Source organism: Citrobacter sp. KH_055_1 (assembly GCF_057838705.1).
In genome coordinates, this window is record NZ_CM174473.1 from 1428204 (window position 1) to 1450381 (window position 22178).

Sequence of the window (22178 nt, forward strand, 5' to 3'; positions counted from 1 at the left end):
ATCATCAAACGGTATATAAAACCGTTACTCCTTTTACTCCCGTTATAAATATGATGGCCATAAGAAAGTCATTAAATTTATAAGGGTGCGCAATGGCCGTTAACTTACTGAAAAAAAGAACTCTGACGCTGGCGGCGCTGCTGCTGGTCGGTCAGGCGCAGGCAACGGAACTGCTGAACAGTTCCTATGATGTGTCTCGTGAGCTGTTTGCCGCCCTTAACCCGTCGTTTGAACAGCAATGGGCGCAGGATAACGGCGGTGACAAGCTGACGATTAAACAATCTCATGCCGGGTCATCAAAACAGGCGCTGGCGATTCTGCAGGGGCTGAAAGCCGACGTCGTCACCTATAACCAGGTCACTGACGTGCAGATTCTGCATGACAAAGGAAAGCTGATTCCGGCCGACTGGCAAAGCCGTCTGCCAAATAACAGCTCGCCGTTCTATTCCACAATGGGCTTCCTGGTGCGCAAAGGGAACCCGAAAAACATCCATGACTGGAATGACCTGGTGCGTTCTGACGTCAAACTGATCTTCCCAAACCCGAAAACCTCCGGTAACGCGCGCTATACCTATCTGGCGGCGTGGGGTGCGGCGGCAAAAGCGGACGGCGGCGATAAAGCTAAAACCGAACAGTTCATGACCCAGTTCCTGAAAAATGTTGAAGTCTTTGATACCGGCGGTCGCGGTGCCACCACCACCTTTGCGGAACGTGGGCTGGGCGACGTGCTGATCAGCTTCGAATCAGAAGTGAACAACATTCGTAAGCAGTATGAAGCGCAGGGTTTCGAGGTCGTTATTCCTAAGACCAATATCCTCGCCGAGTTCCCGGTGGCGTGGGTCGATAAAAACGTGCAGGCCAATGGCACTGAGAAAGCGGCGAAAGCCTACCTGAACTGGCTGTACAGCCCGCAGGCGCAGACCATCATCACGGATTACTACTACCGTGTGAATAACCCGCAGGTGATGGACAAGCTGAAAGATAAATTCCCGCAGACCGAGTTGTTCCGCGTGGAAGATCAGTTTGGCGCATGGCCTGAGGTGATGAAAACGCACTTTGTCAGCGGCGGTGAGCTGGACAAACTGTTGGCGGCGGGGCGTAAGTAAATGTTTGCTGTTTCCTCCCGACGCGTGCTGCCCGGCTTTACCTTAAGCCTGGGCACCAGCTTACTGTTTGTCTGCCTGATATTGCTGCTGCCGCTCAGTGCGCTGGTGATGCAACTGGCGCAAATGAGCTGGGCGCAATACTGGGAAGTGATTACCAATCCGCAGGTGGTGGCAGCCTATAAGGTAACGCTGCTGTCCGCGTTTGTGGCCTCGATCTTTAACGGCGTGTTCGGCCTGCTGATGGCGTGGATCTTAACCCGCTATCGCTTTCCAGGTCGCACGCTGCTGGATGCGTTAATGGACCTGCCGTTTGCGCTGCCTACGGCAGTGGCGGGCCTGACGCTGGCCTCGCTGTTTTCGGTTAACGGTTTTTACGGCGAGTGGCTGGCGAAACTGGATATTAAAGTAACCTACACCTGGCTCGGTATTGCGGTCGCCATGGCGTTTACCAGCATTCCGTTCGTAGTGCGTACCGTACAGCCGGTGCTGGAAGAGTTAGGCCCGGAGTATGAAGAAGCTGCGGAAACGCTCGGCGCCACGCGCTTGCAGAGCTTTCGTAAAGTGGTGCTGCCGGAATTATCTCCGGCGCTGGTTGCCGGGATCGCACTTTCGTTCACCCGCAGCCTGGGGGAATTTGGTGCGGTTATCTTCATCGCCGGGAACATCGCCTGGAAAACGGAAGTCACTTCGCTGATGATTTTTGTCCGCTTGCAGGAGTTTGACTATCCCGCCGCCAGCGCGATTGCGTCGGTGATCCTCGGGGCATCGCTGTTGCTGCTGTTTTCGATTAACACCCTGCAGAGTCGCTTTGGTCGACGCGTGGTAGGTCACTGATGGCAGAGATTACCCAATTGAAACGCTATGGCGCGCCCCGCATCAACTGGGGGAAATGGTTTCTGATCGGCACCGGTATGCTGGTCTCCGCGTTCATTTTGCTGGTGCCGATGATTTATATCTTCGTGCAGGCGTTCAGCAAGGGATTAATGCCGGTATTACAGAACCTGGCCGACCCGGACATGCTGCACGCCATTTGGCTAACGGTGCTGATTGCGCTGATCGCGGTACCGGTGAACCTGGTGTTTGGCGTGCTGCTGGCGTGGCTGGTCACGCGCTTTAACTTCCCCGGTCGCCAGTTGCTGCTGACGTTGCTGGATATCCCGTTTGCCGTGTCGCCAGTGGTCGCCGGTCTGGTCTATCTGCTGTTTTATGGTTCCAACGGCCCGCTCGGCGGCTGGCTGGATGAGCACAACCTGCAGGTGATGTTCGCCTGGCCGGGAATGGTGCTGGTCACGGTCTTCGTCACCTGTCCGTTTGTGGTGCGTGAGCTGGTACCGGTGATGTTGAGCCAGGGCAGCAATGAGGACGAGGCGGCTATTCTACTTGGCGCATCCGGCTGGCAGATGTTCCGCCGCGTGACCTTGCCAAACATTCGCTGGGCGCTGCTGTACGGCGTGGTGCTGACCAACGCCCGCGCGATTGGCGAGTTTGGCGCGGTATCGGTGGTGTCCGGCTCTATTCGCGGCGAAACCCTGTCGCTGCCTTTGCAGATTGAATTACTGGAGCAGGACTACAACACCGTCGGCTCCTTTACCGCTGCGGCGTTATTAACGCTGATGGCGATTGTTACCCTGTTTTTGAAGAGCATGTTGCAATGGCGTCTGGAGAACCAGGAAAAACGCGCGCAGCAGGAGGAAAATCATGAGCATTGAGATTGCCAATATTAAGAAGTCTTTTGGTCGCACCCAGGTGCTGAATGATATCTCACTGGATATTCCTTCAGGTCAGATGGTCGCGCTGCTGGGGCCGTCCGGCTCAGGCAAAACTACGCTGCTGCGCATTATTGCCGGGCTGGAGCATCAGTCCAGCGGGCATATTCGCTTTCACGGTACGGACGTCAGTCGTCTGCACGCCCGCGAGCGTAAGGTGGGGTTTGTATTCCAGCACTACGCGCTGTTCCGGCATATGACCGTCTTCGACAATATCGCCTTTGGTCTGACGGTCCTGCCGCGTCGCGAGCGTCCGAATGCGGCGGCGATCAAAGTAAAAGTCACCAAACTGTTGGAAATGGTACAGTTGGCCCATCTGGCAGAACGCTTCCCGGCGCAGCTTTCCGGCGGTCAAAAGCAGCGCGTGGCGCTGGCGCGTGCGCTGGCGGTAGAGCCGCAGATCCTGCTGCTCGACGAACCATTTGGCGCGCTTGATGCCCAGGTGCGTAAAGAATTGCGTCGTTGGCTGCGTCAGTTGCATGAAGAACTGAAATTCACCAGCGTGTTCGTTACCCACGATCAGGAAGAAGCGACGGAAGTGGCGGATCGCGTGGTGGTGATGAGTCAGGGTCATATCGAGCAGGCCGATGCGCCGGATCAGGTATGGCGTGAACCGGCCACCCGCTTTGTGCTGGAGTTTATGGGCGAAGTAAACCGCCTACAGGGCACCGTACGCGGTGGGCAGTTCCACGTTGGCGCGCATCGCTGGCCGCTGGGATATACGCCCGCGTATCAGGGACCGGTCGATTTGTTCCTGCGTCCGTGGGAAGTCGATGTGAGCCGCCGTACCAGCCTCGATTCGCCGCTGCCGGTACAGGTGCTGGAAGCCAGTCCGAAAGGTCACTACACCCAATTAGTTGTCCAGCCACTGGGGTGGTATAACGAGCCGCTGACGGTGGTGATGCAGGGCGATAACCCCCCAAGCCGCGGTGAACGTCTGTTTGTGGGACTGCAAAATGCGCGTCTGTATAACGGTGAACAGCGGATTGAAACGCGTGAAACCGAACTTGCTCTGGCACAATCCGCCTGATAGGTTAATTCGCATTGTTATCGCCCGGTGGCGCTATGCTTACCGGGCCTACGGGCTAAATCATGAACTGTAGGCCGGGTAAGCGCAGCGCCACCCGGCATTTTATTGAGCAGAAAACGTGAACACATTAGAACAAACAATTGGCAATACGCCTCTGGTAAAACTGCAACGTCTGGCGCCGGATAACGGCAGTGAAATTTGGGTCAAGCTGGAAGGCAATAACCCGGCAGGGTCGGTGAAAGATCGCGCCGCGCTGTCAATGATTGTCGAAGCGGAAAAACGTGGAGAAATTAAGCCTGGTGATGTGCTGATCGAGGCGACCAGCGGCAATACCGGGATCGCGCTGGCGATGATTGCTGCGCTGAAAGGCTATCGTATGAAGCTGTTGATGCCGGACAACATGAGTCAGGAGCGTCGTGCCGCGATGCGCGCCTACGGTGCTGAGCTGATTCTGGTTAGCAAAGAGCAGGGCATGGAAGGGGCGCGCGACTTAGCCCTGGAGATGGCTCAGCGCGGTGAGGGCACGCTACTCGATCAGTTTAACAACCCTGATAATCCGTATGCGCATTACACCACCACCGGGCCGGAGATCTGGCAGCAAACCTCAGGCCGTATCACTCATTTCGTTTCCAGTATGGGCACCACCGGCACCATTACCGGCGTGTCACGTTTTCTACGCGAGCAGGATAAACCCGTGACCATCGTCGGATTACAACCGGAAGAGGGCAGCAGTATTCCGGGGATACGTCGCTGGCCCGCGGAATATATGCCGGGGATTTTTAACGCCTCGCTGGTGGATGAAGTACTGGATATTCATCAGGACGACGCTGAGAAAACCATGCGTGAGCTGGCGGTTCGCGAGGGTATTTTTTGTGGCGTGAGTTCCGGCGGCGCGGTAGCCGGTGCGCGCCGTATAGCAGAGCAAAACCCTGGTGCGGTTGTGGTGGCGATCGTTTGCGATCGCGGCGATCGCTATCTCTCGACCGGCGTGTTCGGTGAAGAGCATTTCAACCAGGGATTAGGGATCTAAGTTGTTTGCCTGATAAGCGTAGCGCCATCAGGCAAACATACGACACGATCGCCGGATGATGACGTAAAGCGTGTTATCCGGCCTGCAATGTTCAATCGTTACGTTTTTCTACCAGCAGATCAAGGAACTGCCACAGTTTCTCGTTCATCTGCTGGTAGTTCCATTCACGCATTTCTGTAACGGATCGAATAAACGGTTTACCTTTGGCATCCGCCAGTTCCTGCTCTGAGTGCTGGATCAGCCCTTCAACCGCTTCGGCAGTGAACTCCATATGGCACTGGAAACCATAGACAAAATTACCGTACTGCACAATTTGTCGTGGGCAACCCTCGCTGGTGGCAAGAACCGTAGCCTGATCGGTTAACCCCGGCATATCGTTATGCCAGTGCCCGACCATCAGCGGTGAACCGAAGTGGGCGATCAGCGGATGCGTTTTACCTGCGTCGGTCAACGTAATGGGGTAATGACCAATCTCTTTTTCCGGGCTTTGACACACTCTCGCCCCCAGAGCCTCACCGATCAGCTGCGAACCGAGACAAATACCGACCACAATCTTACGCGCCGCAATCGCCTGGTTGATCAGGTGCTGTTCAGCCTGAGCATCAAAATATGGGCACTCTGCCAGCGTGGTACGCGGTGATTGCGGGCCACCGAAGACCACCAACATATCGAAACCGTCGGCACTGGCGGGAACGGACTCTCCGGCGTAAACGCGCGACCAGCTGATGGCGTAACCGCGTTCTTCGGCCCATGGCAGATATGCGCCAGCAGATTCAAATGACTCATGAATAACAAAATGAACTCGCATGTATTCTCTCCGGTTAGCGCTTCAGCGCCTGATGAATATCAGCCGCCAGCCTGGTAATGTCGTGGTCGTCTAATGTTGACAGCGTAATGCGCAGGCCGTGTGACGGCGCATTGATGCCAAATACTTCGCCTTCTCGTACCAGCCAGCCGGCTTTCGCCAGCGCGAAAGCGAGCGACTGGCTGTGGGTCTGTAGCGGCAGCCACAGATTCAGACCATCGCCAGCGGCAAGTTCAATGCCCTGTTGCTGAAGGGCCTGGCTTAGCTTTTGTTGCTGAGAGGCGTAAAACTGCTGAGTCTGCACCAACGTGCGCTGATAGTTCTCATCACTCAGACAGGCGCAGGCCAAATCCTGCAACAGGTGGCTGACCCACTGACTGCCGGCGTTAAGCCGCAGACGCAGTTTTGCCGAGGTATCGGGATCGCTGGCAACGATGGCGAGGCGTAGATCCGGGCCTAATGTTTTTGACATCGAACGGATGACTGCCCAGTGTTTTGTCTGCGGCGCAATCACCGGATACAACGGGGATGCGGAAAGCAGGGCAAAGTGATCGTCGATAATCACCAGCGTTTGCGGGTAGCGTGACAGGATATCCTGCAACCGGGCGGCGCGGATAGCACTGAGGCTACAGCCGGTTGGATTGTGCGCGCGCGGGGTGATGATCACCGCCCGCGCTCCTTTCTGTAGCGCCAGCTCCAGCATGTCTGGCTGCATGCCTTCGCTGTCCACGCTGACCGGGCTTGTTGAGTACCCGGCATAACGCAGCATATTGATGCTGCTTAAAAAGCAGGGATCTTCGACGGCGACGCTATCACCCGGCAGCAAATGGGCGCACAGTAGCCGTTCGATGGCATCAATGGCGCCGCTGGTAATATCAATTTCACCTGGGCCGGGCAGGACATCCTGCATCCATTGCGTCGCCCACGTCTTAAGCCCAGGGGAGACAACCTCGTCGCCATACAAGCGGGGGTGTTTATTTATTTTCGCGAAATAGTGACTCAGGTCGGGGAGGCGTGAAGGCACAGGATTGCCGCCGGAAAGGTCGGTTAGCGGTGTATCCGGATTCCCCCCTTCCAGCGCAACGGGCGAGGATACGCCCTTGATTACCGTGCCGTTACGTCCCTGGCTAAGTGCTAGTCCGGTAGTGACCAGGCGTTTATAGGCCGCTGCGACAGTATTGCGATTAACGTTTAATACCGTTGCCAGATCCCTGACCGGCGGCAGCGTGTCTCCTGCGACAAGTGCGCCTGTAGTGATATGTTGACGAATACTGTCAAAAATTTCGTTAGCGGTTTTTCCGTCGATCATTATTGACCTATGACAAAATGAATTTTAGCATATGACGATAATAGTGAGGCATCAGCCCGCTGTCCAGCGAGAGGAGAGGTTTATGGAGCAGGAGAGGGAAATACAGTCAGTGCTCTTCGATGACAAGCATCGGGCGTTACAAACCGATATCGTCGCCGTCCAGTCACAGGTGGTGTATGGCAGCGTAGGCAACAGTATTGCCGTGCCGGCCATTAAAGCGCATGGGTTACGGGTGACGGCGGTACCGACGGTGCTGTTCAGTAACACCCCACATTATGAAACCTTTTATGGCGGGATTATCCCCGGCGACTGGTTTAATGGTTATCTCACTGCTTTACATGAGCGCGATGCCTTACGTGAACTCAAGGCGGTAACGACCGGCTATATGGGAAGCGCAGAGCAGATAGCGCTGCTCGCACGGTGGCTGGAAACCGTTCGCGCCGCGCATCCAGAGCTGTGTATTCTGGTCGATCCGGTGATGGGTGATATCGACAGCGGGATGTACGTGAAGGCCGAGATTCCGGAGGCGTACCGCACGCACCTGCTCCCGCTGGCGCAGGGCGTGACGCCGAACGTGTTTGAACTGCAAATGCTGAGTGGAAAACCGTGTCGCACGCTCGATGAGGCGATTTTGGCGGCAAAATCTCTGCTCACCGACGCGCTGAAATGGGTGGTAATCACCAGTGCACCAGCTGATGTCGAGGAGGTGATCAACGTGGCGGTGGTGACGGCTGAAACGGTTGAGGTGTTAGCCCACCCGCGGGTGAAAACGGACCTCAAGGGAACCGGCGATCTGTTTTGCGCTGAACTGATAAGCGGTATCGTTGCAGGAAAAGCGCTTACCGCCGCCACATATGATGCTGCGCAGCGCGTGCTGGAAGTGATGACCTGGACCCACCTGTGCGGGTGTGATGAATTAATTCTGCCACCGGCAGGGGAGGCGCGATGAAGAGTTATCGGTTGGTGGTTCGCCAGCATGGACGTTTAGTGGGGCATTTCGATACCAGCGGCACCGAGGCGCTGGAAGATATCTGCGTGGCGCGCGCGATGTTTGGTATTGCCGGCGGATATGACTGTGAACTGCTGGTGGCGGATTCAGAAAGACGGATGCTGGAAAGCGGGCCTGAAGGGATGAAAATTTTGATGCGAGAAGCGTGTTACCGCCCGATGACCTCGCAGATTTAATGCCGGATGGTGGCGTGAACGTCTTATCCGGCCTACGGTGAGAGTTTCTTTGTAGGCCGGATAAGCGCAGCGCCATCCGGTAAAGTGCTGCCTGATTGCCGGATGGCAGCGTAAACGCCTCATCCGGCCTACGCAGAATTACTTCTTGATGCGGATAACCGGGGTTTCGCCCACGGTCACGCTACCGGACAGTTTGATCAGTTCTTTGATTTCGTCCATGTTGGAGATAACAACCGGCGTCAGGGTAGACTTGGCTTTTTCTTCCAGCAGTGCCAGATCGAATTCAATAACCGGGTCGCCCACTTTAACGCGTTGACCTTCTTCAGCAATACGCTTGAAGCCTTCGCCTTTCAGTTCAACGGTATCAATACCGAAGTGAACGAACAGCTCAATGCCGCTATCAGATTCGATAGAGAACGCATGGTTGGTTTCAAAGATTTTGCCGATGGTGCCGTCTACAGGGGCAACCATTTTGTTACCGGTTGGTTTGATAGCGATGCCATCACCAACGATTTTTTCAGCAAAAACTACATCCGGCACGTCTTCGATGTTGACGATCTCGCCAGAGAGCGGAGCTATAATCTCAATAGTTCCGGTGTCTTTCTTATCATCAGAAACCAGAGATTTCAGTTTATCGAACAAACCCATGATCTTCTCCTAAGCAGTAAATTGGGCCGCATCTCGTGGATTAGCAGATTGTTTTTTCTTCAATGAACTTGTTAACCAGCGTCATTAACTCGTCCGTTGTCGGTTGAGCAAGAGCCTGCTCTGCTAACACCTTCGCATCTTCGAAGTTCGTGTTACGGATAATCTTCTTAATGCGCGGGATAGAAATGGCGCTCATAGAGAATTCGTCCAGACCCATCCCCAGCAACAGAAGTGTAGCACGTTCGTCGCCTGCAAGCTCACCACACATGCCGGTCCATTTGCCTTCAGCATGAGAAGCATCAATAACTTGCTTGATCAGCGTCAGAACAGATGGCGACATCGGTTGGTAAAGGTGGGAAATCATATCATTACCACGGTCAACTGCCAGGGTGTACTGCGTTAAATCATTGGTGCCGATACTAAAGAAGTCAACTTCTTTGGCTAAATGACGTGCAATGGTTGCCGCAGCCGGTGTTTCCACCATCACGCCAATCTCAATGGTTTCGTCAAATGCTTTGCCTTCGTCACGCAGTTCCTGTTTGTAGATTTCGATCTCTTTGCGCAGTGCGCGTACTTCTTCAACAGAGATGATCATCGGGAACATGATGCGCAGTTTGCCGAAAGCAGAGGCACGCAGGATGGCGCGAACCTGGTCACGCAGGATTTCTTTACGATCCAGCGCGATACGAATAGCACGCCAGCCCAGGAATGGGTTCTCTTCTTTCGGGAAGTTCATGTACGGCAGCTCTTTATCGCCGCCAATGTCCATGGTACGCACGATGACCGCCTGCGAGCCACAGGCTTCAGCAACGGCTTTATACGCAGCAAACTGTTCTTCTTCAGTTGGCAGCGAGTCACGGTCCATAAACAGGAATTCGGTACGATACAGACCCACGCCTTCAGCGCCATTACGCTCAGCGCCTTCAACGTCACGCACGGTACCGATGTTGGCGCACACTTCAACCTGATGACCGTCCAGCGTGATAGCTGGCAGATCTTTCAGCTTAGCGAGTTCCGCTTTCTCGGTAGCAACTTGCTCCTGAACGGCACGCAGTTGCTCAATAACGTCGTTGGTTGGATTGACGTAAACCAGATTGTTTACGGCATCCAGAATCAGATAGTCGTCGTTTTTCACCTGAGAGGTGACGCTGCCGGTACCCACGATGGCAGGCAGTTCCAGAGAACGCGCCATGATTGAGGTATGGGAAGTACGTCCACCCGCGTCAGTGATGAAACCCAGCACCTTATTCAGGTTCAGCTGTGCGGTTTCTGACGGTGTCAGATCGGCGGCAACCAGGATAACTTCGTCCTGAATAGCGCTCAGGTCAATAATTGCCAGACCCAGGATGTTACGCAGCAGGCGTTTACCGATGTCACGTACGTCAGCCGCACGTTCTTTCAGGTATTCATCATCCAGCTCTTCCAGAGCGGTGGCCTGACCTTCGATAATTTCATGCGCAGCTGCGTCAGCCGTCATGTGCTTATCTTTAATCAGGGCTATGATTTCCTGCTCCAGCTCCTCATCTTCGAGCAGCATGATATGCCCTTCAAAGATGGCTTCTTTTTCTTCACCGAACGTTTCACCAGCTTTGGTTTTGATCGCTTCCAGTTGCGCAGATGCCTTGGCACGACCGCTCAGAAAACGTTCAACTTCCTGATCAACCTTGTCGGCAGAAATTTTTTTCCGGTCAATGACGATTTCGTCTTCTTTCAGCAGCAGTGCTTTGCCGAAAGCGATACCCGGGGATGCTAAAATGCCTGAAATCATAACCCTACCTTACTTGTGACTGATATTGAAAAGAACTCGTTGAACTTACTCGAGTTCAGCCATCAGTTTAACCAGATGCTCAACTGCTTTCTGCTCGTCTTCGCCTTCTGCGGAAAGGGTAACAACGGTGCCCTGAGTCAGGCCCAGAGTCTGCAGTTTAAACAGGCTTTTGGCGCTAGCGCTTTTGCCGTTGGAAGTCACAGTAATTTCAGACGTAAAGCCTTTTGCTTCTTTAACGAACTGAGCAGCAGGGCGAGTATGCAGACCGTTCGGAGCGGTAATGGTAACTTCTTGCTGGAACATTATATTTCCCCAACTTATAGGTTTAGTGTTGTGGAACTAAAGTCTAGCCTGGCGGCTCAACTTTAGCCTGTATTGTTAGCGTCGACCTAAACAGGTCGCGACACAAAAGGAGTTCGGTGCAATCCGTTGCGGGCAACTTCTTGCCACTGACGTTTCTTTCGTCATTAAACATTATGCCGCGAAAGGAAGAATTGAACCAAATCATTAAATCGATTCAGCTCGCGCTTTTCCTGTAACGATTAATTTCGCGCATCAAAATAATTAGTTTGGTTAAATACCAGTTCCGGCGGGTTGAATCAATGCCAGGTGGGGTGAAACTTTGAAGCAGGCCACAAAAAAGCACCCAAAAGGGTGCTTTTTTACGCGTTTTTAACATGCTGGCATTACTGTTGCAGTTCTTTCTCAGTAAAGAGATCGGCAAACAGTGCAGTGCTCAGATAACGCTCACCCGATGACGGTAGAATAACCACTATATTCTTATTGGTAAAGGTTTCATCTTCCTGGAGTTTAAGCGCGGCAGCAACCGCGGCTCCTGAAGAGATACCTGCCAGAATACCTTCTTCTTCCATCAAGCGACGCGCGGTAGAGATAGCCTCGTCGTTAGTGATGGCGACCACTTTATCAATCAGTTTCAGATCGAGGTTGCCCGGAATGAAACCAGCGCCAATGCCCTGAATTTTATGTGGGCCAGGCTTGAGTTCTTCACCCGCCAACGCCTGAGCGATGACCGGAGAATCTGTCGGTTCTACGGCAACGGTGATCAAATCCGCTTTGCCTTTGGTTCCTTTGATATAACGGGAAACGCCGGTCAGCGTACCGCCGGTGCCAACGCCGGAGATAAACACATCCACCTGACCATCGGTGTCTTCCCAGATTTCCGGGCCGGTGGTTTTTTCGTGAATTTCCGGGTTAGCCGGGTTACTGAATTGCTGAAGCAGCAGGAATTTTTCCGGATTGCTGGCAACAATTTCTTCTGCTTTCTGAATCGCGCCCTTCATGCCTTTTGCGCCTTCAGTCAGAACCAGATTTGCACCCAGCGCTTTCAGCAGCTTACGACGCTCAATGCTCATCGTTTCCGGCATCGTCAGGGTCAGCTTGTAACCACGCGCGGCAGCAACGTAGGCCAGGGCAATACCGGTGTTACCGCTGGTCGGTTCAACCAGTTCAATACCCGGTTTCAGCACACCACGTTTTTCGGCATCCCAAATCATATTGGCACCGATACGGCATTTGACGCTAAAGCTCGGGTTGCGTGATTCTACCTTCGCCAGAATGCGTCCGTTACCGATACGGTTCAGTCGAACCAGCGGCGTATGACCGATAGTCAGCGAGTTGTCTTCAAAAATCTTACTCATGGCCTGTCCTTAACTGTATGAAATTGGGATACCGCATCAGCATACCTGTTGAGAAAGTATGGGGAAGTAAGGAAATCGCATATCTATATGCTGATGAGAAATAATGCCTTGCAGTATGGAATAAGAGCGGGCATAAGACGGCCCGCATTTACACATTTTTGCATTACTTCCATAACGCGTGCTTAGCACGATAGCAATCTACCCACATCGCGGTGGCACCGCAAACGGCAACCGGCATGATAAACATGTTGAGCACAGGGATCAGGGTGAACAGGCTGGTCAGCGCGCCAAACTGCATATTGGTGACTTTGCGCGCGCGCAGGGCGGTACGCATCTCTTTGAACGGCACTTTGTGGTTATCAAACGGGTAATCACAATATTGGATAGCCAGCATCCACGCGCTAAACAGGAACCACAGTACTGGCGCAACGGTCTGTCCAATGCCGGGGATAAAATAGAGCAGCAGCAGTACGACAGCGCGCGGAAGGTACCAGGCCAGCTTTTGCCATTCACGTTTCATAATACGCGGAACATCTTTCATAATACCGAGCACGCCGGTGTCGGGTGGCGTTGCGCCGGTCAGTCGCGCTTCCAGTTGTTCAGCCAGTAAGCCGTTAAACGGTGCCGCGATCCAGTTGGCAAGCGTGGAGAAAAAATAGCCAAATACCAGCAGCACGGAGAATGTCACAATGGGCCACAGCAAATAACTGAGCCACTGTAGCCAGTCCGGAACATGACTCATTAGAGCGGGTATCCAGCTATCCAGTTGGCTAAATAACCACCAGAACGCGCCCCCCATCAGCAAAATGTTCACCAGCAACGGCAGGAGAACAAAGCGACGGATCCCCGGTTGGCTGATGAGCTTCCATCCCTGAGAAAAATAATAAAAACCGCTGCGTGGTACACTTGCAGATGATGAAACCATAGTCGGGACATGCTCCTTGTGGTCTAAGTCCAGGTCAACTTCGCGTATATTACCGGGTTGTTGAGCGTTAGGCTGTTCAGAAATGTTCGAAAAAACAGCAAAAAGCACGATTTTATTCATCTTTATGCTGTGAAAGCCAAGAGTACACTTGCACTAGACGTAATCGGCAAATACTCTTAGTGAGTAAATGTTTGCCGTGGTGGCAAGGTGTTAGAACAACAGAGAATATAATGATGCAGGATTTGCGTCTGATATTAATCATTGTTGGCGCGATCGCCATAATCGCTTTACTGGTACATGGTTTCTGGACTAGCCGTAAAGAACGGTCTTCTATATTCCGCGATCGCCCACTGAAACGCATGAAGTCTAAACGTGATGACGAGGATTCTATCGACGATAACGTCGAGGAAGACGAAGGCGTGGGCGAAGTCCGCGTACATCGTGTGAATCATGCTCCCGGCAGCGGTCAGGAACATGGTGTTCCTCCTCAGTCGCCGCAACACCAGTACCAGCCGCCTTATGCGTCTGCTCAGCCGCGTCAACCCGCGCAGCAGCCCGCTCAAGCGCCGGTACCGCCGCCGCATGTTCAGCCTGTGCAGCAGCCTGTACAACCGGTGTCGAATCAGCCTGTACCACAGCAGCCGATGCAGCACCAGCCGGTCGCGCCGCAAGTTCAGCAGCCGGTGCAGCATGCGCCACAGCCTGCACCGCAGGCCTTCCAGCCAGCCGAGCCTGTCGTTGAGCAACCGCAGCCAGAGCCGGTCGTTGAGCCAGCGCCCGTTGTGGAAAAACCGCAGCCTAAAGAAACGGTCATTATTATGAACGTGGCGGCACATCATGGCAGCGAACTCAATGGTGAAGTGCTGCTCAACAGCATTCAGCAGGCAGGCTTTAAATTTGGCGATATGAATATTTTCCATCGTCATCTGAGCCCCGATGGCAGCGGCCCGTCACTGTTCAGTCTGGCCAATATGGTGAATCCGGGGACGTTTGACCCTGAGATGACCGGCGATTTCACTACGCCTGGCGTGACTATCTTTATGCAGGTGCCGTCCTACGGGGATGAGCTGCAAAACTTTAAGCTGATGCTGCAGTCAGCGCAGCACATCGCCGATGAAGTGGGTGGTGTGGTGCTCGACGATCAACGTCGCATGATGACGCCGCAGAAACTGCGCGAGTATCAGGACCGCATCCGCGACGTTATAGAATCTCACGCCTGATTGCCCTCTGGCGTGACATCTCCTTTCTGAACCCCCGCCTGTCGGGGGTTTTTTATCATTGATGGTGCGATATGGAATCAATCGAACAACAACTGACAGAACTGCGAACCACGCTTCGCCATCATGAGTATCTTTACCATGTGATGGACGCACCGGACATTCCCGATGCGGAATATGATCGCCTGATGCGCGAACTGCGTGAACTGGAAGCTCAGCACCCGGATCTGATTACGCCCGACTCGCCGACGCAACGCGTCGGTGCGGCTCCGCTGGCGTCCTTCAGTCAGATACGTCATGAAGTGCCGATGTTGTCGCTGGACAACGTATTTGATGAAGAGAGTTTTCTCGCGTTCAATAAACGCGTACAGGACCGACTGAAGAGTACGGATAAGCTGACCTGGTGCTGTGAACTGAAGCTGGACGGTCTGGCGGTAAGCATTCTGTATGAAAACGGCGTGCTGGTCAGCGCGGCAACGCGCGGTGATGGCACGACCGGTGAAGACATTACCTCGAATGTGCGTACCATTCGCGCGATCCCGCTCAAGCTGCGCGGCGACAATATTCCAACGCGTCTGGAAGTACGTGGCGAAGTTTTTTTGCCGCAGGCGGGTTTTGAAAAAATCAATGAAGACGCGCGTCGTACTGGCAATAAAGTGTTTGCTAACCCACGTAACGCGGCAGCCGGTTCATTACGCCAGCTCGATCCGCGTATCACGGCGAAGCGACCGCTGACCTTCTTCTGCTATGGCGTCGGCGTGCTGGAAGGGGGTGAACTGCCGGATACCCATTTGGGCCGTTTGCTGCAATTCAAAGCGTGGGGACTTCCGGTCAGCGACAGAGTCACGTTGTGCGACTCTCCGGAGGAAGTACTTGCTTACTATCATCAGGTTGAAGCAGACCGACCAACGCTCGGCTTCGACATTGACGGCGTGGTGATTAAGGTCAACTCGCTGGCGCTGCAGGAGCAACTGGGCTTTGTGGCCCGTGCGCCGCGCTGGGCGGTGGCGTTTAAGTTCCCGGCGCAGGAACAGATGACCTTTGTGCGCGACGTTGAGTTTCAGGTCGGACGTACCGGGGCGATTACGCCCGTCGCTCGCCTTGAACCGGTACAGGTAGCGGGGGTGCTGGTCAGTAACGCCACGCTGCACAACGCCGATGAAATCGATCGTCTGGGTTTACGCATTGGTGACAAGGTGGTGATTCGCCGCGCGGGTGATGTGATCCCGCAGGTGGTGAACGTGGTGCTTTCCGAGCGCCCCGAAGAGACGCGTGAAATCGTCTTCCCAACCCATTGCCCGGTGTGTGGTTCTGACGTTGAGCGTGTGGAAGGTGAAGTCGTTACACGCTGCACCGGTGGTCTCATTTGCGGTGCACAGCGTAAAGAATCCCTCAAGCATTTTGTTTCGCGTCGGGCGCTGGATGTGGACGGCATGGGCGATAAGATTATCGATCAGCTGGTCGAGAAAGAGTATGTCCATACGCCAGCCGATCTGTTCCAGTTAACGGCCGGTAAGTTGACGGGGCTGGATCGCATGGGGCCGAAGTCGGCACAAAACGTGGTCAATGCGCTGGAAAAAGCCAAACAAACCACGTTTGCCCGCTTTCTCTATGCGTTGGGTATCCGTGAAGTGGGCGAAGCCACTGCCGCAGGTCTGGCAAGCTATTTCGGTACGTTGGATGCGCTGGAAGCGGCGTCTATTGAGGAGCTACAAAAAGTCCCTGACGTTGGCATTGTGGTGGCCACTCACGTGTTTAACTTCTTTGCCGAAGAGAGCAACCGTGAGGTCATTGGCCAGCTACTGGCACAGGGCATTCACTGGCCTGCGCCGGTGGTCATCAACGCCGAAGAGATCGACAGCCCGTTTGCCGGGAAAACGGTGGTACTGACGGGAAGCCTGAGCCAGATGTCGCGCGATGACGCCAAAGCCCGGTTGACCGAACTGGGGGCGAAAGTGGCGGGCAGCGTGTCGAAGAAAACCGATCTGGTGATTGCCGGTGAAGCCGCAGGCTCCAAGCTTGCCAAAGCACAGGAGCTGGGTATCGCTGTGATTGATGAAGCGGAGATGATCCGCTTACTGGGCGCCTGAGATGGAAAAAGAGCAACTGATTGACATCGCTAATACCGTCATGCCCTTTGGCAAATACAAAGGGCGTCGGTTGATTGATGTGCCGGAAGAGTATCTGCTGTGGTTTGCCCGTAAGGATGAATTTCCACCGGGCAAACTGGGCGAGCTGATGCAAATTACGTTGCTGATTAAAACTGAGGGGCTGACGCAGCTGGTACAGCCCCTAAAACGTCCGCTTTAAGCCTTTGCGGCGCGGCCTTCCTGCTGCGCCTGCAAGGCGTCAGTTTGTCGCTTATAGCGACGAGCCAGCACTGCGCAGACCATCAGCTGGATTTGATGGAATATCATCAACGGCAGCACCATCATGCCGATCACCGACGTCGGGAACAGAATGTTTGCCATGGGGATCCCGTTCGCCAGGCTCTTTTTCGACCCGCAGAATACAATGGTGATTTCATCGGCCTTATTGAAACCGCATTTACGCGCCACAAAGACATTTATCCCGATCACAATAGCCAGCAGTACGACGCTGACTACCACGATAAACAACAGTGAACCTACCCCGACTTTGTGCCAGATCCCATTCACCACGGCTTCGCTGAAGGCAGAATAAACCACCAGCAGAATCGAAGACTGGTCCGTTTTAGCGATCCATTTTTTATGTTGTGACACCCAGTTACCAATCCACGGGCGTGAAAGATGCCCCAGCACGAACGGCAGCAGCAGTTGCAGCATAATTTTACCCACCTGCTCAAGGCTGCCTTCTGCGCCATGCATATTCATCACCAGACCGACCAACAACGGTGAGAGAAAAATACCCAACAGGCTGGAGGCGGAGGCAGAGCACACGGCGGCGGCCACGTTACCACCGGCCAGCGAGGTAAAGGCAATCGCCGACTGCACCGTGGCAGGCAAAATGCACAGATACAGGAAACCCGTGTACAGCATCGGATCGACGTTAACCGGTGCCCACCAGGCAAACAGCACGCCCAGCACCGGGAAGACGACAAAGGTGCTGCACATCACCCACAGATGCAACCGCCAGTGGCTACCGCCGGCAATAATGGCTTCTCGTGAGAGTTTGGCCCCATGCATAAAGAACAGCAGGGCAATCGCTGCGGTGGTTAACCCTTCAAAGAAAGGGACAAATCCACCCTCGGCGGGTAAAAAAGAAGCCAGTAACACAACGGTAATCAGCGTCAACGTGAACGGATCGAGGATACGAAAAAGTTTCATAAAAGCTCCTGGAATTCGGTCGTACTAGTTTGCGTTTTTCTGTTTGAGAAATAAAATTGATTTATTGCATCCATATATGAATTAAATCGATGAATTACTCTCTGCGTCAATTGCGTATTTTTGTCACCGTCGCTCGGGCTAAAAGCTTTAGTCGGGCGGGGGACATCATCGGCTTAAGCCAGTCGGCGGTGAGCCACAGCGTAAAAGAGCTGGAAGGGCAGACGGGCGTGCGCCTGTTGGACAGGACCACGCGAGAGGTGGTGCTTACCGACGCCGGACAACAGCTGGCAGCACGCCTTGAGCGTATCCTGGATGAGCTGCACAGCACGCTGCGCGAAGCCGGACAGGTTGGCACGCAGCTTACCGGTACAGTTCGTGTTGCGGCCAGCCAGACCATCTCTGCCCATCTTATTCCCCAGTGTATTGCCCAGAGTAATGTGCTTTATCCCGCGATCGATTTTGTCCTGCATGACAGGCCGCAGCAGTGGGTACTGGAAAGTATTCGTCAGGGGGAAGTGGATTTCGGCATTGTTATCGATCCGGGTGCGGCAACGGACCTGCAGTGTGAAGCGGTGCTGTCGGAACCCTTCCTGCTGCTGTGTCGGGAGGATCATCCTTTAGCCGAGCGGGAGTGGGTTAATTGGCAGGATCTCCTGCACGAACGTCTGGTGTTGCAGGATTACGCCTCTGGTAGCCGACCGCTGATTGATGCGGCACTGGCCCATTTCTCCATTGATGCCAACATTGTGCAGGAGATAGGCCACCCGGCAACGCTCTTTCCGATGGTCGAAGCGGGGATTGGTATCAGCGTACTGCCCGCGCTGGCGCTCCCCCTGCCGCAGGGCAGCCATTTGCAGGTCAAACGTCTGACGCCGGTGGTTGAACGACAGCTGATGCTGGCTCGACGTAAAAATCGCTCTTTATCGACCGCCGCTCAGGCATTGTGGGACGTCGTGCGCACACAGGCCAGTGAATTAACTGCCGGTCGTGCGCGGGATCCGCTGTATCAGTTATAAGCCCTCCATGCCATTTCCGGCAGGAGAATAATGTGAAGTTGGGCGGGTTTAGCGCAACTCATCAATACCGATTTACTATCGAACGACGGGAAAAACTGTATTGGTAATCGATTGCGTAGTCTCGTTATAACATCGGGGTACGCTACGTTATTTTCGATTACTCAGTTTTAAGGACATCTCATGAGCCACACTCTTTTCTCTCAGAATCCCTGGTATAGCGCCGATATCATTCGTGGTTATAAACCTGACTTCACGCCACGCGTGGCGTTTATTCTCGGCTCCGGGCTGGGCGCGTTGGCCGAGCAAATCGAGGATGCGGTGGCGATCTCTTACGAGAAGCTGCCAGGGTTCCCGGTCAGCACCGTACATGGACATGCGGGGGAACTGGTGCTGGGGAATCTGGCTGGCGTTCCTGTGGCCTGCATGAAAGGGCGTGGGCACTTTTACGAAGGTCGCGGTATGACGGTGATGACCGATGCTATTCGTACCCTTAAACTGCTGGGCTGCGAACTGCTATTTTGCACCAACGCGGCGGGTTCTTTACGTCCTGAAGTCGGTCCGGGCAGCCTGGTCGCGCTCAGCGATCACATTAATACCATGCCAGGCACGCCAATGGTTGGACTCAACGATGAGCGTTTTGGCGAGCGTTTCTTCTCGCTGGCGAACGCCTACGATGCAGACTACCGTGCGATCCTGCAAACCGTAGCGAAAGAAGAGGGATTCCCGCTGAGCGAAGGCGTATTTGTCTCCTATCCGGGACCGAACTTTGAGACGGCGGCAGAAATTCGCATGATGCAGATTATTGGCGGTGATGTGGTTGGTATGTCGGTGGTCCCTGAAGTTATCGCTGCACGTCACTGTGAATTGAAGGTGGTTGCGGTTTCTGCCATCACCAACCTGGCAGAAGGGCTGGGAGATGTGAAGTTATCCCATGCCCAAACGTTAGCGGCGGCGGAACTCTCCCGACAGAACTTCATCAATTTGATCTGCGGCTTTTTGCGCAAGCTGGCCTGAATAAAAACGATAACTGACCCCGCTTGCGGGGTCTTACTTTTTTGGCAAGGAACGGAAAAATGGGTATCGCCTCACGCTTAAAGCTCATGTCGTTTTTGCAATATTTCATCTGGGGAAGTTGGTTGGTGACCCTGGGTTCTTACATGATCAACACCCTGCATTTTACCGGTGCCAACGTGGGTATGGTTTATAGCTCGAAAGGGCTGGCGGCGATTATTATGCCTGGCATCATGGGGATCATCGCTGATAAATGGTTGCGCGCCGAACGCGCCTACATGCTGTGTCACCTGGTGTGCGCGGGTGTGCTGCTGTATGCCACCACCGTGACCGATGCAGATACCATGTTCTGGGTGATGCTGATTAACGCCATGGCTTATATGCCGACGATTGCGTTGTCGAACAGCGTCTCATACTCCTGCCTGGCGCAATCCGGCCAGGATCCGGTCACGGCTTTCCCGCCGATTCGCGTGTTTGGCACGATTGGCTTTATTGTGGCTATGTGGACGGTAAGCCTGATGGGACTGGAACTGAGCAGCGCCCAGCTGTATATCGCCTCCGGCGCCTCATTACTGCTGGCGATGTACGCGTTTACCTTACCGAAAATTCCGGTTGCTGAGAAGAAAGTGGCAACGACGCTTGCCGGTAAGCTGGGACTGGATGCGTTTGTGCTGTTTAAAAATCCGCGTATGGCGATATTCTTTCTCTTTGCCATGATGCTGGGGGCGGTACTGCAAATCACCAACGTCTTTGGTAATCCGTTCCTGCATGATTTTGCCCGTAACCCTGAATTTGCTGGCAGCTTTGTCGTGAAATACCCCTCTATTTTGCTGTCGGTGTCGCAGATGGCGGAAGTGGGCTTCATTCTCACCATTCCGTTCTTCCTCAAACGCTTTGGGATTAAAACGGTGATGCTGATGAGCATGCTGGCGTGGACGCTGCGTTTTGGTTTCTTTGCGTTTGGCGATCCGTCACCGTTTGGCTTTGTGCTGTTACTGATGTCGATGATCGTTTACGGCTGCGCGTTTGATTTCTTCAACATATCCGGATCGGTGTTCGTCGAGCAGGAAGTCAGCTCCAACATTCGCGCCAGCGCACAGGGGCTGTTTATGACCATGGTGAACGGCGTCGGGGCGTGGGTGGGTTCAATCCTGAGCGGCATGGCGGTGGACTATTTCTCCGTCGATGGCGTGAAGGACTGGCAAACCATCTGGTTGGTGTTTGCGGCTTATGCGCTGGCGTTGGCCGTCATTTTTGCGCTGTTCTTCAAATACAAGCATGAGCCGGAAAGGTCCGTGCAGAAATCGCTGGCACATTAATCCTTACCTGCGGCGGGCTAATGCTGCCCGCCGTTTTATGTTCTGTGATGCAATGTGGTAACTTTGCGCATTATCCTTCTCCGCTGGAGCGCATTACTCATGGAACGCACGCATCGTATCGATCTGAAGTTACTGCGTTATTTTCTGGCAGTCGCAGAAGAACTGCATTTTGGACGTGCGGCTGCCCGCCTGAATATGTCACAACCCCCGCTAAGTATTCACATCAAAGAGCTGGAGCAGCAGCTCGGCACACTGTTGTTTATCCGGCATTCCCGTAGCGTGACCTTAACCCACGCCGGAAAAATCCTGATGGAAGAGTCACGCCGCCTGTTATCCAGCGCTAACCAGGCGCTGGCACGCGTGGAGCAGATTGGCCGCGGTGAGGCAGGGCGAGTCGAACTGGGCGTAATAGGCACGGCGATGTGGGGAAAAATGCGCCCGGTGATGCGGCGATTTTTGAAAGAGAACCCGAACGTTGAGGTTCTGTTTCGCGAAAACATGCCGGCAATGCAGATGACGCTGCTGGAGCGGCGTGAGCTGGATGCGGGGATTTGGCGGATGGCGACAGCACCCTCACCCGGATTTACCAGCCTGCGCTTGCATGAGTCTTCATTTCTGGTGGCGATGCCGGAAGAACATCCGCTGAGCGCTCGTGACACCGTGCCGCTGGAAGCGCTGCGTAATGAATATTTTGTCACGATGCCTTCCATTCATACTGACTGGGCATTTTTGCAGCGTGTGTGCCAGAGCGCCGGATTTTCACCGATGATTATTCGTGAGGTGAGGGAGCCACAAACGGTGCTGGCGATGATCAGTATGGGGATTGGTATTACGTTAATTGCAGATAGTTATGCGCAGATGAACTGGCCTGGCGTGGTATTCCGCCCGCTGGAAGAACGCATTCCTGCTGATTTATATATTGTGTATGACCAACAGCAGGCAACACCTGCGCTGGAGAAACTGGTTGGGGCATTGACGATGTGATGTGTGCCGGATGGCGACTGACGTCTTATCCGGCCTACAACGACGTAGACCGTAGGCCTGATAAGCGCAGCGCATCAGGCAGAGAATGGCTGAATT

At 54.0% G+C, this 22178-nt stretch carries 22 protein-coding genes; 14 read left to right on the top strand and 8 right to left on the bottom strand.

Going from position 1 to position 22178, the window contains the following annotated elements; translation table 11 throughout:
• Positions 1 to 92: 92 nt before the first annotated feature.
• The 5 genes from cysP to cysM all read left to right on the top strand — a co-directional run bounded on the left by cysP (position 93) and on the right by cysM (position 4932).
• A complete protein-coding gene (gene cysP, locus AC3ITF_RS06615) occupies positions 93 to 1106 on the top strand; it encodes a thiosulfate/sulfate ABC transporter substrate-binding protein CysP (RefSeq protein ID WP_115257825.1) in 1014 nt (337 codons plus the stop codon).
• Complete coding sequence (gene cysT, locus AC3ITF_RS06620) at positions 1107 to 1940, top strand: sulfate/thiosulfate ABC transporter permease CysT (protein WP_096756246.1); 834 nt, start codon at positions 1107 to 1109, stop codon at positions 1938 to 1940.
• On the top strand, positions 1940 to 2815 hold the full coding sequence (cysW, locus tag AC3ITF_RS06625; protein ID WP_115257826.1) for a sulfate/thiosulfate ABC transporter permease CysW: 876 nt from the start codon (positions 1940 to 1942) through the stop codon (positions 2813 to 2815). The genes cysT and cysW overlap by 1 nt, the downstream gene beginning before the upstream one ends.
• Positions 2805 to 3902, top strand: a complete 1098-nt coding sequence (gene cysA, locus AC3ITF_RS06630; protein ID WP_137399772.1) for a sulfate/thiosulfate ABC transporter ATP-binding protein CysA — start codon at positions 2805 to 2807, stop codon at positions 3900 to 3902. The genes cysW and cysA overlap by 11 nt, the downstream gene beginning before the upstream one ends.
• 118 nt (positions 3903 to 4020) lie before the next feature.
• Positions 4021 to 4932, top strand: a complete 912-nt coding sequence (gene cysM, locus AC3ITF_RS06635) for a cysteine synthase CysM (protein WP_115257828.1) — start codon at positions 4021 to 4023, stop codon at positions 4930 to 4932.
• Positions 4933 to 5023: 91 nt separating this feature from the next.
• Here the strand turns inward: cysM and AC3ITF_RS06640 are convergent, their stop codons facing one another.
• Together AC3ITF_RS06640 and ptsJ are read right to left on the bottom strand one after the other, a co-directional pair.
• Entirely contained in the window at positions 5024 to 5740 is a 717-nt protein-coding gene (locus tag AC3ITF_RS06640; protein WP_115257829.1) for a type 1 glutamine amidotransferase, read from the bottom strand.
• 13 nt (positions 5741 to 5753) lie between these two features.
• Positions 5754 to 7046 (bottom strand): MocR-like B6 salvage transcription factor PtsJ, encoded by a 1293-nt coding sequence (gene ptsJ / locus AC3ITF_RS06645; protein ID WP_489176250.1) that lies wholly within the window; start codon positions 7044 to 7046, stop codon positions 5754 to 5756.
• Between the two features lie 82 nt (positions 7047 to 7128).
• On the opposite strand from ptsJ, the gene pdxK reads away from it, so the two are divergent.
• Positions 7129 to 7995 carry a pyridoxine/pyridoxal/pyridoxamine kinase gene (gene pdxK / locus AC3ITF_RS06650; protein WP_489176251.1) on the top strand — a complete coding sequence of 289 codons (867 nt, stop codon included), beginning with the start codon at positions 7129 to 7131 and terminating at the stop codon, positions 7993 to 7995.
• Positions 7992 to 8231 carry a cytoplasmic protein gene (locus AC3ITF_RS06655; protein ID WP_096756253.1) on the top strand — a complete coding sequence of 80 codons (240 nt, stop codon included), beginning with the start codon at positions 7992 to 7994 and terminating at the stop codon, positions 8229 to 8231. Before pdxK ends, AC3ITF_RS06655 begins: the two co-directional genes overlap by 4 nt.
• 138 nt (positions 8232 to 8369) lie before the next feature.
• Here the strand turns inward: AC3ITF_RS06655 and crr are convergent, their stop codons facing one another.
• From crr to cysZ, 5 genes are all read right to left on the bottom strand, one after another.
• Positions 8370 to 8879, bottom strand: a complete 510-nt coding sequence (gene crr / locus AC3ITF_RS06660) for a PTS glucose transporter subunit IIA (protein WP_049841435.1) — start codon at positions 8877 to 8879, stop codon at positions 8370 to 8372.
• Between the two features lie 40 nt (positions 8880 to 8919).
• On the bottom strand, positions 8920 to 10647 hold the full coding sequence (gene ptsI / locus AC3ITF_RS06665) for a phosphoenolpyruvate-protein phosphotransferase PtsI (RefSeq protein ID WP_096756254.1): 1728 nt from the start codon (positions 10645 to 10647) through the stop codon (positions 8920 to 8922).
• A gap of 45 nt (positions 10648 to 10692) precedes the next feature.
• On the bottom strand, positions 10693 to 10950 hold the full coding sequence (gene ptsH, locus AC3ITF_RS06670; protein ID WP_002913505.1) for a phosphocarrier protein Hpr: 258 nt from the start codon (positions 10948 to 10950) through the stop codon (positions 10693 to 10695).
• Between the two features lie 383 nt (positions 10951 to 11333).
• Entirely contained in the window at positions 11334 to 12305 is a 972-nt protein-coding gene (cysK, locus tag AC3ITF_RS06675; RefSeq protein WP_115257833.1) for a cysteine synthase A, read from the bottom strand.
• Between the two features lie 163 nt (positions 12306 to 12468).
• Entirely contained in the window at positions 12469 to 13230 is a 762-nt protein-coding gene (gene cysZ, locus AC3ITF_RS06680; protein WP_096756256.1) for a sulfate transporter CysZ, read from the bottom strand.
• Positions 13231 to 13460: 230 nt separating this feature from the next.
• Here cysZ and zipA point away from each other — a divergent pair, with 230 nt between their 5' ends.
• The 3 genes from zipA to AC3ITF_RS06695 all read left to right on the top strand — a co-directional run bounded on the left by zipA (position 13461) and on the right by AC3ITF_RS06695 (position 16757).
• The gene (zipA, locus tag AC3ITF_RS06685; protein ID WP_181506735.1) at positions 13461 to 14450 is read left to right on the top strand and encodes a cell division protein ZipA; all 990 of its coding nucleotides are present in this window, start codon (positions 13461 to 13463) and stop codon (positions 14448 to 14450) included.
• A 71-nt stretch (positions 14451 to 14521) separates the two neighbouring features.
• The gene (ligA, locus tag AC3ITF_RS06690; protein ID WP_115257836.1) at positions 14522 to 16537 is read left to right on the top strand and encodes an NAD-dependent DNA ligase LigA; all 2016 of its coding nucleotides are present in this window, start codon (positions 14522 to 14524) and stop codon (positions 16535 to 16537) included.
• A gap of 1 nt (position 16538) precedes the next feature.
• On the top strand, positions 16539 to 16757 hold the full coding sequence (locus tag AC3ITF_RS06695) for a DUF3820 family protein (protein ID WP_045445890.1): 219 nt from the start codon (positions 16539 to 16541) through the stop codon (positions 16755 to 16757).
• On the opposite strand, the gene AC3ITF_RS06700 is transcribed toward AC3ITF_RS06695, so the two are convergent.
• Positions 16754 to 17752, bottom strand: coding sequence for a bile acid:sodium symporter family protein (locus AC3ITF_RS06700; RefSeq protein ID WP_489176252.1), 999 nt, complete (start codon positions 17750 to 17752; stop codon positions 16754 to 16756). The genes AC3ITF_RS06695 and AC3ITF_RS06700 overlap by 4 nt on opposite strands.
• An 89-nt stretch (positions 17753 to 17841) precedes the next feature.
• On the opposite strand from AC3ITF_RS06700, the gene AC3ITF_RS06705 reads away from it, so the two are divergent.
• The 4 genes from AC3ITF_RS06705 (at position 17842) to AC3ITF_RS06720 (ending at position 22082) form a co-directional block, all read left to right on the top strand.
• The gene (locus AC3ITF_RS06705; protein WP_135911650.1) at positions 17842 to 18768 is read left to right on the top strand and encodes a LysR family transcriptional regulator; all 927 of its coding nucleotides are present in this window, start codon (positions 17842 to 17844) and stop codon (positions 18766 to 18768) included.
• A 180-nt stretch (positions 18769 to 18948) separates the two neighbouring features.
• Positions 18949 to 19782 carry a xanthosine phosphorylase gene (xapA, locus tag AC3ITF_RS06710; protein ID WP_096756261.1) on the top strand — a complete coding sequence of 278 codons (834 nt, stop codon included), beginning with the start codon at positions 18949 to 18951 and terminating at the stop codon, positions 19780 to 19782.
• Positions 19783 to 19841: 59 nt separating this feature from the next.
• Positions 19842 to 21098: a nucleoside permease gene (locus AC3ITF_RS06715; protein ID WP_115257840.1), complete on the top strand. Its 1257-nt coding sequence runs from the start codon at positions 19842 to 19844 to the stop codon at positions 21096 to 21098.
• A gap of 99 nt (positions 21099 to 21197) precedes the next feature.
• The gene (locus AC3ITF_RS06720) at positions 21198 to 22082 is read left to right on the top strand and encodes a LysR family transcriptional regulator (protein ID WP_146716699.1); all 885 of its coding nucleotides are present in this window, start codon (positions 21198 to 21200) and stop codon (positions 22080 to 22082) included.
• Positions 22083 to 22178 lie beyond the last annotated feature (96 nt).

Bases quoted from the DNA above. Each gene is read 5' to 3' on its own strand.
- cysA (WP_137399772.1), top strand. From the start codon at position 2,805: ATGAGCATTGAGATTGCCAATATTAAGAAGTCTTTTGGTCGCACCCAG.
- ptsI (WP_096756254.1), bottom strand. From the start codon at position 10,647: ATGATTTCAGGCATTTTAGCATCCCCGGGTATCGCTTTCGGCAAAGCA.
- ptsH (WP_002913505.1), bottom strand. From the start codon at position 10,950: ATGTTCCAGCAAGAAGTTACCATTACCGCTCCGAACGGTCTGCATACT.
- cysK (WP_115257833.1), bottom strand. From the start codon at position 12,305: ATGAGTAAGATTTTTGAAGACAACTCGCTGACTATCGGTCATACGCCG.
- cysW (WP_115257826.1), top strand. From the start codon at position 1,940: ATGGCAGAGATTACCCAATTGAAACGCTATGGCGCGCCCCGCATCAAC.
- pdxK (WP_489176251.1), top strand. From the start codon at position 7,129: ATGGAGCAGGAGAGGGAAATACAGTCAGTGCTCTTCGATGACAAGCAT.
- AC3ITF_RS06700 (WP_489176252.1), bottom strand. From the start codon at position 17,752: ATGAAACTTTTTCGTATCCTCGATCCGTTCACGTTGACGCTGATTACC.
- AC3ITF_RS06720 (WP_146716699.1), top strand. From the start codon at position 21,198: ATGGAACGCACGCATCGTATCGATCTGAAGTTACTGCGTTATTTTCTG.
- AC3ITF_RS06705 (WP_135911650.1), top strand. From the start codon at position 17,842: ATGAATTACTCTCTGCGTCAATTGCGTATTTTTGTCACCGTCGCTCGG.
- zipA (WP_181506735.1), top strand. From the start codon at position 13,461: ATGATGCAGGATTTGCGTCTGATATTAATCATTGTTGGCGCGATCGCC.
- AC3ITF_RS06695 (WP_045445890.1), top strand. From the start codon at position 16,539: ATGGAAAAAGAGCAACTGATTGACATCGCTAATACCGTCATGCCCTTT.
- AC3ITF_RS06640 (WP_115257829.1), bottom strand. From the start codon at position 5,740: ATGCGAGTTCATTTTGTTATTCATGAGTCATTTGAATCTGCTGGCGCA.
- cysZ (WP_096756256.1), bottom strand. From the start codon at position 13,230: ATGGTTTCATCATCTGCAAGTGTACCACGCAGCGGTTTTTATTATTTT.
- ptsJ (WP_489176250.1), bottom strand. From the start codon at position 7,046: ATGATCGACGGAAAAACCGCTAACGAAATTTTTGACAGTATTCGTCAA.
- AC3ITF_RS06715 (WP_115257840.1), top strand. From the start codon at position 19,842: ATGGGTATCGCCTCACGCTTAAAGCTCATGTCGTTTTTGCAATATTTC.
- xapA (WP_096756261.1), top strand. From the start codon at position 18,949: ATGAGCCACACTCTTTTCTCTCAGAATCCCTGGTATAGCGCCGATATC.
- cysT (WP_096756246.1), top strand. From the start codon at position 1,107: ATGTTTGCTGTTTCCTCCCGACGCGTGCTGCCCGGCTTTACCTTAAGC.
- crr (WP_049841435.1), bottom strand. From the start codon at position 8,879: ATGGGTTTGTTCGATAAACTGAAATCTCTGGTTTCTGATGATAAGAAA.
- cysP (WP_115257825.1), top strand. From the start codon at position 93: ATGGCCGTTAACTTACTGAAAAAAAGAACTCTGACGCTGGCGGCGCTG.
- AC3ITF_RS06655 (WP_096756253.1), top strand. From the start codon at position 7,992: ATGAAGAGTTATCGGTTGGTGGTTCGCCAGCATGGACGTTTAGTGGGG.
- ligA (WP_115257836.1), top strand. From the start codon at position 14,522: ATGGAATCAATCGAACAACAACTGACAGAACTGCGAACCACGCTTCGC.